Consider the following 17,107-nt stretch of genomic DNA (forward strand, 5'->3'; position numbering starts at 1 on the left):
AAAATGATAAAAATCTATCCTATGTTGTTGTTGAGCTTACTATTAGCATTTACCGTTAATGCTGAAACAAATACCTATCGTCTCACCGATTTTTTTGCCGGCGAAAGTATTATTCGGCTAGAAGGTAAAGCGGACTCAATCGATTTTGCTATTCCTTTGGCTTCAATTACCGACGTTGATAACGCTGTGCTTACATTAGATGTAATCAGCTCTAAGGCGCTTATAGAAAAACGTTCTCAGCTTGTTGTACGTTTTAATAACGCCACTATCGGTCAAATACGATTCGACCCTGACCGTCCCTCACTTATCTCTGAAGTGTCCATACCGGCTAAGTTATGGCGAGATGGCTTCAATACCCTTACATTCAGTGTTAGTCAGCATTATGCAAATCAGTGTGTAGATGGCAGTGCACCTGAACTATGGAGCGAGGTGAATATGTATAATTCAACCTTGCAAATAACCTCAAGTAATAATGTTGATACTTTCACATTCGATAAGTTAGATGGCTTCTTCAACCCAGGAATTGGCGGCTTGCGAGACGTCTCGTTGATAACAGCAACAGATGTGGAAGGCGACATTAGCAAACGTACTCTTTCATTAGTAGGTCAGGCACTTGCGCTACGTAATCAATATCAGCCCCTTGAGCTAAAGCATGAGACCTTTGATGAGGGATATGTATTACCTGAATTAGACACTGCTAACGAGGGACAGCGCTGGACAGAAGAAAATATTCAGCGTTATGAGCGCTCAGCATGGTATACACGGGATAATTACAAAAATAATCGTTCTGGCAACGCGTTAGCTAAGAGTCAAACGCAACAGTTACATGTCATAGTAGGTACTGCCTCCTCGCTCTCACCTGTGCTATCCGATACCACGGTTAACAGTATTAAAGGCCCTTATTTAAAAACAGAAGTAACGCCTTCATTTTCAATCGGTAATCGCGTGATTATCCCTTCCACGTTTCGCCTTATTGTCAGTGGCAATACCACTGACGATGTACACAAAGCTGCGCAAACCTTGGCAGTTATGGACGATGAGATAAATGTAACTTCTCAAATTACCGTATTGTCTCATGCTGGTATGGAGGCAACGCGATTACAAAAACAGCTAGTCGCAGCACCAGATACTGCTTACGAGTTTCAAGATTTAGGTATTTCGGCGGCAAGGTTTAGAGATGAAGGAGACTTTTCAAAACGTGCTTCATTCTTACTACCTGCTGATTTTTATGTACCGGAAAATGCCAGCGTTGGTTTACTGCTTAATTTCGGGTACGGAGCGGGTAATGGACCTGGCTCTATTATGAATGTGAAAGTAAACAATGAATTGGTACATGGTCTTGCTCTTGATAACCCGAACGGGCAAGTGTTCAAAAACTACAAGTTATCGATCCCTGCAAGATACTTAAAAGGCGGAGCAAACAATATCGACTTTGATGTGACGCTGCGTGCACCTCTCGCAGGAGTCGCGTGTGATGAAGTCGCGGGAAGTCATTTAATATTTCAGTTGGAGAATACCTCTGCTATCGACCTACCTGATGCGGGACACGTAGCAGTACAGCCAAGCTTAACGTTATTCGGCGAAACGGCCTATCCCCTAGCACGATTTGAGTCAGCCCCTGCATCGTCTATCATTATTCCGTCTTCAGACTTTATGGATAGTGCGCTAACGATAAGTGCAAAATTAGCGCAGGTGGCTAACGCTCCGCTACTTAATGTGACTATTAATAACATGGCGTTAGAAAGCATACCATCGGACGCGATTGCAGGCTCGGCAATTATATTGGGCACGCCAGACTCGCTGTCACAAGTGCAACAGTCTGAGTTTACAACGGCAATAGAGGCGACGAAGCGTTGGTCTTATCAACTTCAAAATAACCTACATAACCGGGTGAGGAATCTGACTCAAGACAGATCGTTCAAGGCCATGAAAGTGGAAGGTAACACAATACAGGAAAGCGACTTAGGGCCGCAGGCTATTCTTACCGCACACGCCAACCCAAATAGTAACGACACATTATTCATCGTTGCCGCACAAACCTCTGAATTACTCAACGACAGGGTGAGTGATTTAGTGAGCTTATCGATGTGGGGTCAACTAGCCGGTGATTTCTTTGCTTGGAGCGACAGCCGCGCACCTTCTCTTATTATGCAGGTGAATGAAACCTACGAAATTGGCGAGTCTGACGATGCGTGGCTTCAACTCAGACTATGGCTTTCCAACAACCCCTGGTACTGGTTAGTTGGTTTTGTGGTTCTGGTTTTCTCAATCAGCTTACTTATTTACTTACTGCTTAAACGTCGGAATAAAAAAGTACAAGACTCATGGTAACAAGAGTTAAAGCCGCCGCTGTCTTTTGCTTAGCATTGCTTTTGATGTCGTGTACGGATTCTTATAATAAGCAATCTGATAGTAAGCAATTTGAACAGCGTTTTACCGCCTATAAAGCGCTCTTTGTTATCGACGGTAGAATAGTGGACACCGGTAACGATGAGGTCTCTCACTCTGAGGGACAAGGTTACGGTATGTTGTTCGCTGCTCATGCTAATGACCGGGTAGCCTTTGATAGCATATGGCAATGGACCCAAACCGTATTGCAGCGACCTGACGGTTTGTTCAGCTGGCGCTACACACCTTGTGCGACTAAGGACACCGCTTGTGTTGACGACCCCAATAATGCGTCAGATGGCGATGTATTAATTGCTTGGGCACTGCTTAGGGCAGCAAAACGCTGGAATACACCGAGTTATGAAGACGAAGCACGCAGAATTATTCAGGCCATAGAAGAAAAGCTAATAGTGACACGGGATGGCTATACGTTATTACTACCCGGGGAATCAGGCTTTGATAACGGCAATGGCGTTAGTCTCAGTAGTAACGAAGATGGCGTTCAGTTTAATCTTTCATACTGGGTGTTCCCAGCCCTGTCGGCCTTTTCTGACTACTCTGAATACCCCAGTATTTGGCAGGAATTATTCGCCAGCGGCATATCGCTAGTGCAGAAAGCCCGGTTCTCATCTCATCAACTGCCCTCTGATTGGACGCGTTTATACAAGGGGAGTTTTTCAACAAACAATGTTATTGCCAGTGAATTTGGGTTCAATGCGGTGCGAATTCCTCTGCATTTAGCATGGTCTGACACTTTTTTAGCCAGTGCTGAACGCAATGATGTGTTAAGCCCATTCGCAAAATGGTGGTCACAAGATTATGTGCCAGCAACTCTTTCACTAGGTGACGAGAAACCAGCGGAATATGCAATGACCCTTGGCATGCGTGCGGTTGAGCAAGCGGTTAATAACATCGTTAATGACACCGCACCTGATTGGCCTGACATTAACAGAGACGTTGACTATTATTCGGCAAGTCTGGTGTTACTTTCAATGCTGGCCGTCTCGGATATATCGGGGTAAGAAGCATGACTATAAATAGCCGGTTGTTCCTTTTTTTCCTTTTGAAATTAGTCATGCTTGCCGCGTTGGCCCCTCACATGGCTCACGGTCAATCTAAAACTACGTATGAAGAACGCAAGCTAGGGTTTGATGCCTTTGACGAAAGTCAGCCTGATGTCACCGGGCTATGGTTTCATATCGAGCAGGGGCAGAAATCTCTCGCAAACGACGAGTATGGGCGCTTGCGGTATCAATATCCTAGCTGGCAGCCATCGAAGCCACTGCAAAACGCGCTAGACCGACTGAATAATCTGTCACGAGCCAAGCAAGGCGCTAGTCAACAGGGCGCTGGTCAACAGGGGGCTAGTCGACAGAAGAGTGACCGCCAGACAGCGTCAAGCGAAAAGGAGCTTGTATCAAATGAGCCTAGTTCTGAAAGCAACGCACCTAAATCGCCACTCGCGATATTTGCAGAAAAAACACCCCAAGCTCGCAGACAAATATCAAATACAGAATTTAATAAGCTAGTAGCCCTAGCAGAGAAAGAAAACCAGCCAAACTTCTATTTACTGATGGGGTGGGCGGCTATTGATCGTGGGCAACTTAACCTAGCGCGCACGCAGTTTGATAGCACACTGGTGCTCAGCCCAAATGAGGTGCAGCGTCGCTCCGCTCAACAAGGCTTGGAAACCATCACTACTTTTATAGTGAATAGTGCTATACAGCAAAGGGATATTGAGCAGCTTGCGCGTTTACTTGCCAGCGGTAAAAGCAACAAAGACGGTGGTGCCGACGCAAGTTTGATCACGTCCCTTGTAGAGGGAAGCGCGTGGCGAAAATACAATGAAGATGCGTACAGCGAGGCCTACGAACTCTTTGTGTTATCGCAAAACGCCGATGGTCAGTATCTATCGCTAAGCGCACAGCAAAAGCATGCAATGGCCAGAGAGTTGGCATGCAGCATTGATACAGAACGCTTTTTACGTCGATGTGCCGATGGCCTTGCGCAGCAGCAACTCTATTTTTATGAAAATGGAGATTACAAAAGCAGCATTAAAACTGCCCAACAGCTAGGTGATATAAGAGCCTTAACCCTCGATGAGCTAACCTTACTGGGTTGGGCCGCAGCAAAATATGGCGATGGTGAAACGGCGACGTTAGCGTTTGAAAAAGTGCTGAAGCAAAATCCAGATGATGATGTTATTGCCGGCGAGTTAGTCAGGCTAAATAGTAATAACAGGCTAAAGTTAAATCAGCTTGCATCAGCATTTCCGGTAGTAAATACCCGCCGACAGGCGCAGGTGAATAGTAGCGCATGGCCTAGAAAACAATTTCTACTTTCCTATATAAACGCCGATACGCGTTCAACAACGGCGCAGACTAAAGATGCGTTCAGTGTGGTTTCTGGCATCACAACGCGCTCTCGCTCAGGTCAATCTGGGCTGGGAAATTTCGACGTTTTAACCAGCTATATTGGTATTGGTGATATTTACAAAGGTTGGCAATGGCGGGTCTTTCTGGATTATAAGCAGTTCTATAGTGGCGCGGCACAGTCTGGAGCGTGGCTGGGCGATGATTTGCTTGGAGATGGAGTGCGTAGCGCGGTATCAAACAACATCACTGGGTTTGAAGATAAAGGCCTAAGGGCCGATATTGCTTATCAAGACGTAGGCTTCAACTTTTATGTAAATGTGGAATACGGCATGTTTGATCAGCCCGTAAACGCTGATATTACCGGTCAAATTTCTGCAACGTGGTTTTTACCTAAGCTGACGCTTGCCACTACCTTGTTCCGTTACCCTAAAGAGGACAGCATGCTTAGCCAAACAGGCTCGTTCAACGCAAGAAATGAAGACGCGTGGGGCTATGTACTGGAAGAGGGCATACGAGGGTTAGCAGCCTATGAACTGGCACCGCGTTGGTCTGTGGCCGGCACATTTCAAGTAAGTACCATGGCTGGTGAGACAGTAGACAGCAATAGTGCACTTTCTGTACGGGGTGATGTTAGTTACGATATTGCTACTGACGTGTCAGATATGCTTGATTACTGGCGCGTTGGGCCGTTCGCAAGTTACTCAGGCTATAAGCATAATCGAAGTGGTTTTACCTATGGTAATGGGGGCTACTTTAGCCCCAATTACTTTATCTCCCTAGGATTGTATTCAGAGTTACTCTCACTAGAAGCACTTAACTGGCAGCTGAAGCTCAGTAATTCAATAGCCCTTTCACGATTAGAGCAAACTGCAGACTCTCGTTTTCCGCTCATCGCTTCCCCTGATATCGAAAGCGATGCCGACCCGTCGGTTGCCTTGCCTTATTCTGAAACCACAGGACTAAGCGGAAATTTCCTCGCTGAGGCGCAATATCGTATTGGTAGTGACTGGATTGTAGCAGGCTATATGAGTAAGGCATTTGCCGTGGAATACCAAGCCTTTGAGGCTGGCATTCAACTTAGGTGGCGAGGAGGAGAGGGACGTGGCGTAACCAGTGACGAGCTTCTGTTGTCGTCACCTCGGTTACGTGGGTTTGCGCTTTAGTTTAAAGCGTTTTAACGCTTTTTCCTGCGCAGCATCATAAAGCAGCCAGCGCCAAAAAGCAGTGCAAGTGAGGCGGGCTCACTCACATTAATTGAGCCGAACTGGTAATTGTTTATCTGACCTGTGGGCGCAAGATACTCTTCACCTTTGTCATTCACTAAGGTTACCTCAGGCGTTATTAAGCTGTCAGCAATAACATTACCGTCTATATGTCCATTGTAGAAGCTCAGCTGCGCATAGGGGGCGAGAACGCTACCTTTAACGCCAACGGAGTGAAGCGTTACGTCAGTTGCATCAACAAAGTTGAACAGAATGTTATTGGTGTACAGGCCGTCGTGGCGCAAATCGTTATTATTATCGTTGTCGCGATACTGTCCGTTTTCTCTAAAATAACTATTTTCTTGTTTAAACGCCGTGTTGAAAAAGCCCGTATTGAATAACTCAACACTTTGACCCAACACGTTGATGATATTAATGCTGGTGGTAGAGAAGTCGTAGACAATGCCTTTATCTGCAGCGCTAAACCATGAGCTGTCTATGGAAAAAATATTGATATCGTCATTGCCAGTAAACGTAATGGTGTCGATTTTTGTACTTGCATCGTCAAGGCAATTAGCAGCGCCACAGTTGAGCGTTGTAACGCCATTCACGTCCATATTGGCGAAGTCCCTTGATTGGGTAAGAACTTCATCTTTTATCGCAGTGAAATCAAGATTATCCACTTGCACAGTGTTCGCGGCATCTTTAACCGCTGGTGATGTGCCTGAATTGCCGCTTTCTACAATGAGGTTGTTGCCATACGTCACAGAGCCATCGTCTAAGCCTGCACTTTTAATGACAACGTCTCTTTCGGCGTCGATGTTTCCCTGCTTTATGCCTGAACTGACAAGAGATACATCTCCCTTGCTACTGATGCCGCCATTATTTACAGAGCCGCCTTCAATCGACACCGACGCTGCGCTATTCAATCCTCCGGCAAATTCAACATTATTGGCATTGATCATTCCTGAAACCGTAGTCTGACCGCCGTTGACTTTACCTCGTGTAAAATTGAGGTCACCACCCACATAAAGGGAGCTGGTGGAGAGATCCGGTGGGAGCAATAAACCAACATCGAAGTCTTCAACCGTAAGGTTACCGCCTACAGCAAGCGTACCTTCAACATCGGAACGTTCGCCCTCATAATCGTTAAAGATAAATGCGTTATAGTTGAATGCTTCGCTCAGCGCGATAGGTGCAGCAATGCTGCATTGTGAGGATAATGCTACTGCGGTAATCGCAATAGTGGCAATTTTAGATTTCATAATAGCTCCAGGATTGTCTGAGCCCGGAACGGCACTTTCAACATGGCTTTCCAGACGATCTGTAGCTTACGATCTGACCAAAAGTTATGCAGTAATGCAATGTATACTTTGGTATGGGCGCTAATACGAAAAAAGCCGCCCGAGGGCGGCTTTTTTTAGCAAAAAGAGATGTTATCCCTTTTTAACTAGTACAGATACTTTTGAAATACCTGCAATTTTTACTTGGTTCATTACTTCTACCACAACGCCGTGTTCAGCTTCTTCGTCGGCTTGGATAGCAGCAGTGTCCGTATTGTTTTCAGCAAGATAAGTTTGCGTGTTTGCAACAACGCGACGAACGTCTACTTCACGTCCACCCATCATAATAGTACCGTCTTCTTCAATACGAATTGAAAGCGCTTTTGATGGCTTATCGTTTTTAGCTTGATTGTCTTCTGGACGATTAACGTCTAACCCTTTTTCTTTTACGAACGAGGTCGTTACGATGAAGAAAATCAACATGATGAACACGATGTCCAACATGGGGGTCATATCAATCTGAGCCTCGTCTTCGGCCGAGGTATGCTTTTTTCTTTTCATCTCGTCTTCTTTCTTCTGTTACGTTCGAGCCCAATAGTATACTGCTTGTTACAAAAATATACAGGCTTTTGTACAAAACAGTGTGCTCGTAACCACTTATTGCTGGAAAAATGCTCAATTCCGCGGTAATAAAACGACTAATTTCTAACGTTTGTGCGAAATGGCGACGCCTAATTGGTAAAAATACAACATCAATACCTGATTGAGTGTTACACGCAAATTACCATGAGGGTAAATGCCAAGTCTAGCTTCTGTGGATTTTTTTGTACCTTGAACTAAAAATGCGTTTTTAATCTCGTGATCCTGAATACACGATTCGAAGGCGCGAGCAGCCATTTCTTGGGGCATGGCGTAATAGAATGTTTTAAGCGCTCTATCGGCTTCAACGGATTTTACAAAGTACTCATTAGGCCTTTTGTTGTGATCTAAAAACATGAGGTCAAAGCAGTCGCTCAATTTTTTATTAAGCGGGTGGGTATTCATGGTGGCGTTATCTAACCACGCTTGCGTGGCGAAAGTGCCGTGGGAAAGTCCTTCGAACATACGCGGTGCAATGTAATGATCAAATGCATGAAACCACTCGTGGGCCAAAGAGCCGGCTCCCGCATTTTTCGCTAATGCTAATTGCCGTTTTCCACTGTGATAGTGCGCACTTGCGTTTTTTTGCCCACCGCTTCCAAAAGCCAGTGACAGCGATCCGTTTAGCGAAAGCACCTGTTCGTTTATATTTAATATGGTGGTGAGGTCGTAAAGCGCATCGAAGAATAAATTGGCTGCTATTTGTTGTTCTTCTGGTGTAACCCATCTGCCTACCGTAATGGTGGCAAAATTAAACAACTTCCTAATGTCTTGAAAAGACACGTCGGCGCCGTCCCTATGACTAGGGCCGTTTCGATAAAACGATTGATGGATGCGCCCTTTAGTTTCCACGCTCACTTACACCTATCTGTACTCGTAGTTACGTTAAGCTAAAGAAATGAGGAGTTGTTCGCACCATGCTTCAATTCTAGCATCGGTATCATCGTATTGATTTTCATCATCTAGCGACAAGCCTACGAAGTGGCTTTTATCTTCGGTAAGTGCTTTAGAGGCGGTAAAGTCGTAACCCTCGTTAGGCCAATAGCCTACTATGTTGCAGTTTGAGGGGAGTATGGCATCGTGAAGCATACCAAGGGCATCTTGAAACCACTCGCCATAGCCCAGCTGATCGCCAAGTCCAAAAAGCGCTATGGTTTTACCCGACAGGTCAAGTTGGTATACATCTTCCCAATGAGACTCCCAGTCTTCCTGTAGTTCACCGAAATCCCAGGTAGAGATGCCAAAAATGATAATGTCGTAGTCTGAGGTGCGCGACAAATTCACATCTTTAATGTTGTGAAGATGAACTACGTTGTCATCGAACAAACTATTAAGCTGGGCTTGAATTTTTTCCGCTGCCATTTCGGTATAACAGGTCGTCGAGCCGAAAAATAAACCTATAGACAGGGCGCCATCACTCATTAGATACCTCTTTTTTTGCTAGTCGTTATTAACAGGGGAGAATACTACCTCTTTCCCGTTACTCAACAAAGCTTTGCAGTGAACATCCTTACCTTTGTGTGAAATATTTAATACACCAATAGCACAGCCATTAAATAGTTCTTTATCGCCATTATTAGGCGGTCTCGCTTTTACCGACATGTTACGACGTTTTGTAAATACATTCAGGGGCGACTTAGCACCGTAAAGAAGGCGGTTAAGTCTATCGAACCAAGTGATCAAGGTTTCTGGAAACGCATTTTTTAAGCCGCTACAGGTAAACTGGGTAATATGAGGGCTGTTGCGTCTAAATCGCAGCCGCACATCGTAAACAAACGAATAGTGCACGTCGCCAGATAGGATAATAAATTCAGGTGGTGTTTTGTAATGCCTGAAAATATTGAGCATCACGTTGGCCGTGCCTCTGTGTGCCATCCAGTTTTCAGCATCCACAGTTAATGCCTTGCCAAAAAAAGTGAACAGCTTTTGTATTGCTTCAATAATCTTCACCCCATAAATAGGAGCAGCAGACACAACGATAACGGCTTCTTTTCCAATGATAGAGTGTTGAAACTCGCAAAGGGCTTCCCAGTCCATAAGGCCTGACGGCTTATTGAGACTAGATTCAGAGCGCCAACGCTGCGTGCGAGTATCCAATACCTCAATAGGGGGCGACGTATCGAGTCGATAATGCCATTCGCTGAAATCGAGCAGCTTATCAATGAATGTATCGTGTTCATTCAAATCGCTACTACTAAACACTTTTTGCGCATCGCCAATGAGGGAGGCCACTTTCTTAGGCGCATTACCCCAGCCCTGACAGAGCAAGTACCCAATAAGCGCGTTACCAATCATGCGCTTAGACAGCGGGTTAGCGTAAACTTCTTGCTCCCAACCGCGGGTTAAATTCCAATCGTCAGTGACATCATGATCATCAAATATCATATAGGTGGGTACATGAGCGAGTGCCCGTCTTACCGAAGGAAGCTGCTTCACAAAGCCGTCTATGGCTTTTTGTTCTTTCTCAAAAGTGTCTCGGTACTGCTGAGGTATATGGTTATTATCAATGTCAATCAATGGCCAGAGCGCGTCAGACCAAACTAAAAAATACATTGCGAGAATTTCAGCACTGCCAATAAGGTGATTTTGTGCATTCACTGATGTGAACACAGGTTTCTTTTTCGCACCGAAAAAGAGAGATGATAATACGGTATTGGTCGCGATTTGTGGTAGCAACTGTTCGCGTTCATAAAACCCATACGAGTGCTGTGCGAGCTTAGCCGTGTTGCTAACAACAGCGCCCTCCAACCCTTCGTGGTACAGCCCAAGTAAGTCGCAGCAATGATGAATGGCCTTTAACATCGGGCCGGCCACGTCATCGGCATAAATCTGATCGCCAGTCATCAGTAATACATCTGGAAGTGATGTGCTGCCTGAAAGGCCTTTTTCAATGAGGTTATCTACTTGAGCGAGAGCATCGTCACCGTCAAAATGTGGTTTGCGGCACGAGCCGTGTAAAATAGTTTCTGGCGTCTCGGTATAATGAAAACTTAAGCCATCTTCTGCGCTATACAGTAAACGCTGTTGCTCGATATTCCACTTTTTCCTTGTGGCTTTATCGGTAAAGTCCAATTGATAATACACTCGTTCGCGATCGCTAAAATTGTGTGAAGCCGTTGCTGACAATAAATGGATGTAGGCGTATTGGCCCACCTGTACGCTTTCATCAAAACACTCAACCTCGACATTAACACCGCGTTGCATAAGGTGAATGGAAGGCGCACTAGGCAACGACGTCACCAACCAGATATGACAAGTATCCTCAGTAACCTTGCGAACGATTGGACCAGCTATAACCAATGGAAGGTCGGTTTGACGTTCTGTTCGATTGACTCGCTGAGATTCTAATTGGGAATCTAACTGAGAGTCTAATTGAGAGCCTAGCGTTGAAATAATTCATTCCCCGTAGTGATGACATTACGTGCGTTGTTTCTTCGTACTTTACTCTTTTTTGTGTATAAACGGTATGCTCTATATACTCGCTTACAATTTATTCATGCTCGGCCAGTGCTTATCTTATGTTTAAGCCAGTGCGTGATTCGTACTCTGAAAACGTGCGCCATCTAACCTATTGTTTTTAGCGTGGCTCACTATGGCTTTGTACTGTAAACCACAGCCAAAAAAGGAACTATCTTGATGCTAAAACATGCGCTGCTTATCTGCGTTACTGCACTCATTATAACTGCATGCAGTGAGACAGAAGAGGTCATTATTACCTCTGAAAAAGAAGATTTGACCGTGATTACAGTGGGAAACTGGATAACGCAACAAAATGGCAAGGTGATGTTTGACCCACAAACATCTGGGTTGGTGGCTATTAATGATAAGCTTTTAACGATAGCAGACGCCAGCGCCGACAAAAGTCAGCAATTAAAGTTGCACAGCATAGACCCCGCCACATCAACGCTGCTGTCTTCAAGTAGTACCTTTTCTTTTTCAACCAAAGTAAGAAGAAGCTGCTTTTACAATTACCTAAGTGCCGAACCTGATTTAGAAGCGCTCGCAGTAGACCCCAGAGACGCCAACGTTATTTACACCGTTACTGAAGATGCCACACGAACCGGTGCACTTAGCCCCCGCTGTGAGTCGAAATATAGCACTACGGGCTCAACCGATTACCCAACATTGCTCGTGCGTTTAGCGCGCAAAGCCAACGGCGACTTTGCAATGACCCATGTTCGTCCACTGCAATTTCCAGCATCATTTAACGTAGGCAATTTCCCAAATGACGGTATTGAAGGCATCGCGATGGACGCAGATGGAACCATGTATCTGGGGTTAGAAAAAGATATCGCAGGTCAGCCTCGTATTTTTAGCGTAAACGTTGATGACAACTTTTTTTCAACGACAGACTTTGCCGTAGTTAAAGAACCCGCACTTTTATTACCTGAGTTTCCATCGGGCAATCACCCTATTAACGGATTGACGCTACACAAGGTTAATGACCGCGCTTTTCTGATTGCTGCGGCAAGAAACGATGACGAGTTATGGATAATTGATGTGGCAGGTGAGCAAACTACACTACGAGTACCCGTTACCTTTATGGTGAAAGGTACAGAAGCCTGCGAAGATTATGTGATGGATAATGCGTCAATGGAAGGGCTCGTGACCCTAGAAAACACTCTATGGATTATAAACGACCCATGGGAAAAGAATTACCTTAAAAATGCGTCTTGCAAAGCAGATGAAGAAAAGTACAAAGACCTAGCGCCGCTGTTATTCTCGGTGCCACTTAACGACGCTTGGTTTCAATAGTTACCGGCGGATCGAATGCAAAGGTTATCTAATGTCGCTAGTCTGATAGGTATTTTACAAAGAAAAAGTAACTACTTAGTAATTACTTTTTAATGCGTTACAAAATAGTAATCACCTGCTAATTACTTTTCCCGCTATCTAATCAATACGGATTATCATCAGCAACTCTTTTAATTGAAGAAAACTCAGTCTCATATTATGTTACATGACATTATGTTCGGTTTACTTACGGTAATCTAATGGCAGTCGGAAAATCCGGAAGAGTAGTAATTGAGACAGATCTTAAATTTAAAGAGAAATTGTATCTAGCTGTAAAGAAAAAAGGCATGTCGTTGAAAGAATGGTTTGAGAAGAAAGCCGTTCAAGATTTCTCGGAGTTAAAAGATACGAGCAAAAAATAGATTCAATAAGAGGGAATTTAATGTCGTTCATAAAAAGATGGTTGTCAAAATTCAGAAATATTCTGGTTCTTATTTTCGTAACGGGACCTAAAGCAGTCATAGGCGCAATTAGAAACCTTACCATTGCATCGTGTTGGGCCTTACTTAGATGCTTTGAGCATCCCGCTAAAACTCAATCATCCAAATTTCCTGACTTATGCCCTACAGATGATGCTAAGTATGTGGATGACTATATTGATGCTTTAAATGAGATGCTCATTAACCGTGAACGAACAGTCCGAGAAATAGCAATTACGTCTCCATATTCGGGTGGAAAAAGTTCGCTATTAAACACATATATAAGAAAAACCCCATTTTTGAAGTTTACTTCTGTATCTCTTGCCTCATTTAAAGACCTGTCGCAAGGCGTTGGTATTGACTCTCATGAAGACAACATCGCAACACTAGATGGAGCATACGGCAGTGCAATTAAAGTAGAGACACCAAAGCAAAAAGAAAATCTCAGTAAAATAGAAAAAAGTATTGTTCAACAACTTCTTTATAGGACAGACAGCAAAAAGACCCCGAACTCAAGATTTAGAAGAATTTTCCCTCAACCTGTTTCTAACTTTCATGCTTTTTCTATGGCAGCTTGTTTAGTGATATTTGGAGCTATCATTGGTTCAATTATTTATCTTCCCAATTTCTCTTTGAAAGGAATTTACGAGTCAATTTTATTGTCGCCAAACCTCAATAACTTAGACCTTTGGATCGTAATTTACTTACTTTCTTTACCTCTTCTTATTTTAAGGGATCTATATAAAACCCTTAGTAGTCACAATATTTCGAAGTTTAATCCAGTCAAAGGTGAACTTGCGTTTGAACAGCAGAAAAAAGACTCTATATTCAATATTTATTTAGACGAAATTATCTACTTCTTTGCTAGTCAAAAAACTGATGTGGTCGTTTTTGAAGATTTAGACCGCTTTGAAAATACTGAGATATTTATAAAATTAAAAGAGTTAAACAAGCTCATCAATGACAGTAAGGATGTTGAGCAAAAAGTAAGGTTCATCTATGCACTCCGGGATGATGTATTTCAGGGCAATGATAGAACAAAGTTTTTTGACGTAATAATTCCAATTATCCCAATTGCCAGTAAAGCTAATTCTTACCCTCAGCTTAAGGATCTTATGCAGAATGCAGGACTGGTAGATGATGTTGAAGATTCATTCTTAAGGGGGGTCTCCGTATATGTTGATGACATGAGGATGCTCAAAAACATAGTGACAGAGTTTGGCATTTACAAAAATACACTTATCAGAAACCTTGAACACTTAAATTTAACTAAGCTTTTTGCATTTATTGTATACAAGAATGTCTATAGCGATGACTTCGCAAAACTACATGCAGGTAAAGGTGACCTTTTCCAATTCTTTGTAGATATAGTCAATGTTAGAAAAACTAAAGAAGCTAAAATTGAAACGGAAATTGAGGAATTGAATCAACGCCTACTTGATTCTGAGCAAGAACTTACCGATTCACTAGAAGAACTAAATGCAGGTTATGTAATGAAGTTACTTGCTAAGTTAGCTCCTGGTAATAATGGTGTTTATGATATTAATGGGCACAGGTTATACACGATTCAAAAGCAAGAGGTGTTTGAACAGCTTGCCGCAGATTCAAGGAACATATCCCACCGAATGAGTTCAGGCCACGGAACACATAACTCAAACTTTTCTTTCCAAAGCTTTTTGAAGGACGTTTCCCCAAATTATGAGGAGAGAAAGCAGAGAGTCATCGATAAGGCAGAAGATAAGAAAAGAATCATTTCCAAAAGAATAGAGCAGCTTAAAGAAGAGCTTTCGCTACTTCACGAACTGCCCATTACCAGCCTTATAGAAAACGTTTCTAGAAAAGAAGTCTTTAAGAAGATTGATAGTAAAAAGCTTTTAATTTTACTTCTAGAACGTGGTTACATAAACCAAAACTATGATGAATATATCTCTCATTTCCATGAAGGGCATATGACCATCAAGGATATGGCGTTCATTAGACACGTTCAATCGGATGGCAAAGCTGATCCATTGCACGAAATCGATAATTTTAAAGAAGCGCTTAAGTATTTTTCAGACGAAGACTATAGAAAGGCAACATTTTTTAATTACAAGTTATTCGACTACATATTGAGCAGCGAAAATCATCTTCCTGTACTCAGGTACCTAGAGAAATATTTAGCAAATTGCAAAGATCTAACAAGACTTGTAAAGGACGGGTTAGATAATCTTACTAATAAAGATGTGTGGATTAGTTCCGTAATTAACTGTATTGATAATTATTGGGTAAAAGTAATTGCGGATCAGGGGGCAACTCAAAAGGACAAACAAGTTCTATTGATTGATTCAATTAATGCGTTACCCAGCAATAATTGGCACACCTATTTATACAGCTCAATCTCAGAATTAAGTGAATTTATTAGTGAGAGTGAATCAATAGGGCTTTATTTTTCTAATAAAGAAGTCGATCAAGAAAGGTTATTCGAAGCGTTTGTTTTGCTAAAAGTAAAGTTTCAGTCATTAAGAAAGGCAAAAAGCGAGAGTGATTTCCTACAGCAAGTACTGAAGCGCAAATTGTTTGAAATGAACGAAGATAGCTTGTCGTTGATTGCTGTTAATTTATTTAATTTAAGCGATGATGAAAGTAAGGACTTTTCAGTCCTCAGGTCGATTGAGGATGACTCTTTAATCAAGGCTTTAAACGATGAGATAGAGAAAGTTGCTGTTCGCTTAGCAGCAGGCCAGCTAAAGGTATCGAAAGAAGAAGACGTTGTATGGCTGCTAAACAATAAAGAAATATCGCCTGAGGTTCGTATAGATATAATCGAAAAACATAGTTTTGTTATCAATGACATTAGAGATATAGATAACAGAGATGAATTTGCAACCCACTTGGTGAACTCTGAACGATTATTGCCGAATTGGAGTAATGTGGAATACTTGTTTGAAAATGATAATTTTTCAGACAAGCTACTTAAAGAGTATTTGAACACCAATTACAAAGCTCTCACTAATGAGGAGTCAAGCAGTTTAGCTGATAAAGACATAACCTCCTACTCACATATAATCCTTGATGACATAATCGATACTGAAGCGCTTAGTGCTTATTTATCAATATTCGATTATCAATATCGAGTTGATGATTTGAAAGAAGTATCAATGGATAAGGTCTTGTTTTTGATTGAAAAAAATAGACTGATCGCAAGTGTAGACACCTTTAATGCTCTTAGCGACATAGGATTAGAGGCATCGGTGGCTTATATGATAAAAAACTTTGATTCTCTTATCGAAGAAAAAGAGCTCGATGCTAGCTTAAGTGTTGATTCACAGATATTTTATGCAGTATTGGACACTGAAAAGCTAACGCAAAAACAGCAAAAAATTCTGATTGAATCACGAACAGACTTGATTGATGGAAGTCGGGAACAAGAAGCATTTAAGAATGCTTTAGGTTATAAAGAAATCATTCAAGGTAATGATATCTCTGATTGTGAAATACCCAGACTACCTTTTGAAGTGCTGCAAGCTATGACTTTAGCATCTAGCGATGAATTTAAAAAAGTATTATTCGCGAGCCAGAATCAATACTTGGACGATAGCGAGGCGATGCAACTGCTGAAACATGCTGATGTAGACTTTGCTCAGGCATTCACAGCTAAACGGTCATTTAAAGTCGAAGATAACGGTATTAACAATCTCTTGGCTACCATTCTAAAACGCAGAAGTGTAATCTCTTCATTCAAAAAACGTGACGCAAGCTTCCTTGAAATGGGGAAAAGCAGCATTGAAGTATTCGTTAAGAAAAGCCTGACAACATAACGCTACGTCTCTCTACTGACGCTAGGGGGCGTTTATCCTCCATAATTTGAGTTAAAAGACGTCTATGCCTTCGTAGTTATTTCCTAATCTCAATTAATTTATCCTGTTTTATATAACATTGTTAGTAATAAAGAACAGAAGCCTCACAGAACACTGTAAGGCTCACAAAAAGCGCATCTAACTTCTAGACCCAATTATCCGTATCGGCTT

The 17,107-nt window shown here is 42.6% G+C and carries 11 protein-coding genes; 6 read left to right on the forward strand and 5 right to left on the reverse strand.

Annotation, left to right across the window (positions count from 1 at the left end; translation table 11 throughout):
- The first annotated feature begins 3 nt into the window (after nucleotides 1-3).
- The 3 genes from GTQ48_RS14755 to GTQ48_RS14765 are packed head-to-tail and all read left to right on the forward strand — an operon-like array spanning nucleotide 4 to nucleotide 5,926.
- Complete coding sequence (locus GTQ48_RS14755) at nucleotides 4-2,331, forward strand: cellulose biosynthesis cyclic di-GMP-binding regulatory protein BcsB (protein WP_163107354.1); 2,328 nt, start codon at nucleotides 4-6, stop codon at nucleotides 2,329-2,331.
- Nucleotides 2,325-3,410: a family 8 glycosyl hydrolase gene (locus tag GTQ48_RS14760; protein WP_420837609.1), complete on the forward strand. Its 1,086-nt coding sequence runs from the start codon at nucleotides 2,325-2,327 to the stop codon at nucleotides 3,408-3,410. The genes GTQ48_RS14755 and GTQ48_RS14760 overlap by 7 nt, the downstream gene beginning before the upstream one ends.
- Before the next feature lie 5 nt (nucleotides 3,411-3,415).
- Complete coding sequence (locus tag GTQ48_RS14765) at nucleotides 3,416-5,926, forward strand: cellulose synthase subunit BcsC-related outer membrane protein (RefSeq protein WP_163107356.1); 2,511 nt, start codon at nucleotides 3,416-3,418, stop codon at nucleotides 5,924-5,926.
- Between the two features lie 11 nt (nucleotides 5,927-5,937).
- Here the strand turns inward: GTQ48_RS14765 and GTQ48_RS14770 are convergent, their stop codons facing one another.
- The 5 genes from GTQ48_RS14770 to GTQ48_RS14790 all read right to left on the reverse strand — a co-directional run bounded on the left by GTQ48_RS14770 (nucleotide 5,938) and on the right by GTQ48_RS14790 (nucleotide 11,187).
- On the reverse strand, nucleotides 5,938-7,230 hold the full coding sequence (locus GTQ48_RS14770) for a collagen-binding domain-containing protein (protein WP_163107357.1): 1,293 nt from the start codon (nucleotides 7,228-7,230) through the stop codon (nucleotides 5,938-5,940).
- 171 nt (nucleotides 7,231-7,401) lie between these two features.
- Complete coding sequence (locus tag GTQ48_RS14775; protein ID WP_032095551.1) at nucleotides 7,402-7,809, reverse strand: ExbD/TolR family protein; 408 nt, start codon at nucleotides 7,807-7,809, stop codon at nucleotides 7,402-7,404.
- Nucleotides 7,810-7,953: 144 nt separating this feature from the next.
- A complete protein-coding gene (locus tag GTQ48_RS14780) occupies nucleotides 7,954-8,739 on the reverse strand; it encodes a CLCA_X family protein (protein ID WP_163107393.1) in 786 nt (261 codons plus the stop codon).
- 33 nt (nucleotides 8,740-8,772) lie between these two features.
- Nucleotides 8,773-9,309: a flavodoxin FldB gene (gene fldB / locus GTQ48_RS14785; protein WP_163107358.1), complete on the reverse strand. Its 537-nt coding sequence runs from the start codon at nucleotides 9,307-9,309 to the stop codon at nucleotides 8,773-8,775.
- Between the two features lie 18 nt (nucleotides 9,310-9,327).
- The gene (locus tag GTQ48_RS14790; protein WP_163107359.1) at nucleotides 9,328-11,187 is read right to left on the reverse strand and encodes a metallophosphoesterase family protein; all 1,860 of its coding nucleotides are present in this window, start codon (nucleotides 11,185-11,187) and stop codon (nucleotides 9,328-9,330) included.
- A 336-nt stretch (nucleotides 11,188-11,523) separates the two neighbouring features.
- Between GTQ48_RS14790 and GTQ48_RS14795 the strand changes: the two genes are divergently transcribed.
- The 3 genes from GTQ48_RS14795 (at nucleotide 11,524) to GTQ48_RS14800 (ending at nucleotide 16,897) form a co-directional block, all read left to right on the forward strand.
- Nucleotides 11,524-12,642 (forward strand): esterase-like activity of phytase family protein, encoded by a 1,119-nt coding sequence (locus GTQ48_RS14795; RefSeq protein ID WP_163107360.1) that lies wholly within the window; start codon nucleotides 11,524-11,526, stop codon nucleotides 12,640-12,642.
- 239 nt (nucleotides 12,643-12,881) lie between these two features.
- The gene (locus GTQ48_RS17550) at nucleotides 12,882-13,043 is read left to right on the forward strand and encodes a hypothetical protein (RefSeq protein WP_203565254.1); all 162 of its coding nucleotides are present in this window, start codon (nucleotides 12,882-12,884) and stop codon (nucleotides 13,041-13,043) included.
- A 20-nt stretch (nucleotides 13,044-13,063) separates the two neighbouring features.
- On the forward strand, nucleotides 13,064-16,897 hold the full coding sequence (locus GTQ48_RS14800; protein WP_163107361.1) for a YobI family P-loop NTPase: 3,834 nt from the start codon (nucleotides 13,064-13,066) through the stop codon (nucleotides 16,895-16,897).
- Nucleotides 16,898-17,107 lie beyond the last annotated feature (210 nt).

It is taken from the genome of Alteromonas genovensis (assembly GCF_010500895.1).
GTDB classification, from domain to species: Bacteria; Pseudomonadota; Gammaproteobacteria; order Enterobacterales; family Alteromonadaceae; genus Alteromonas; species Alteromonas genovensis.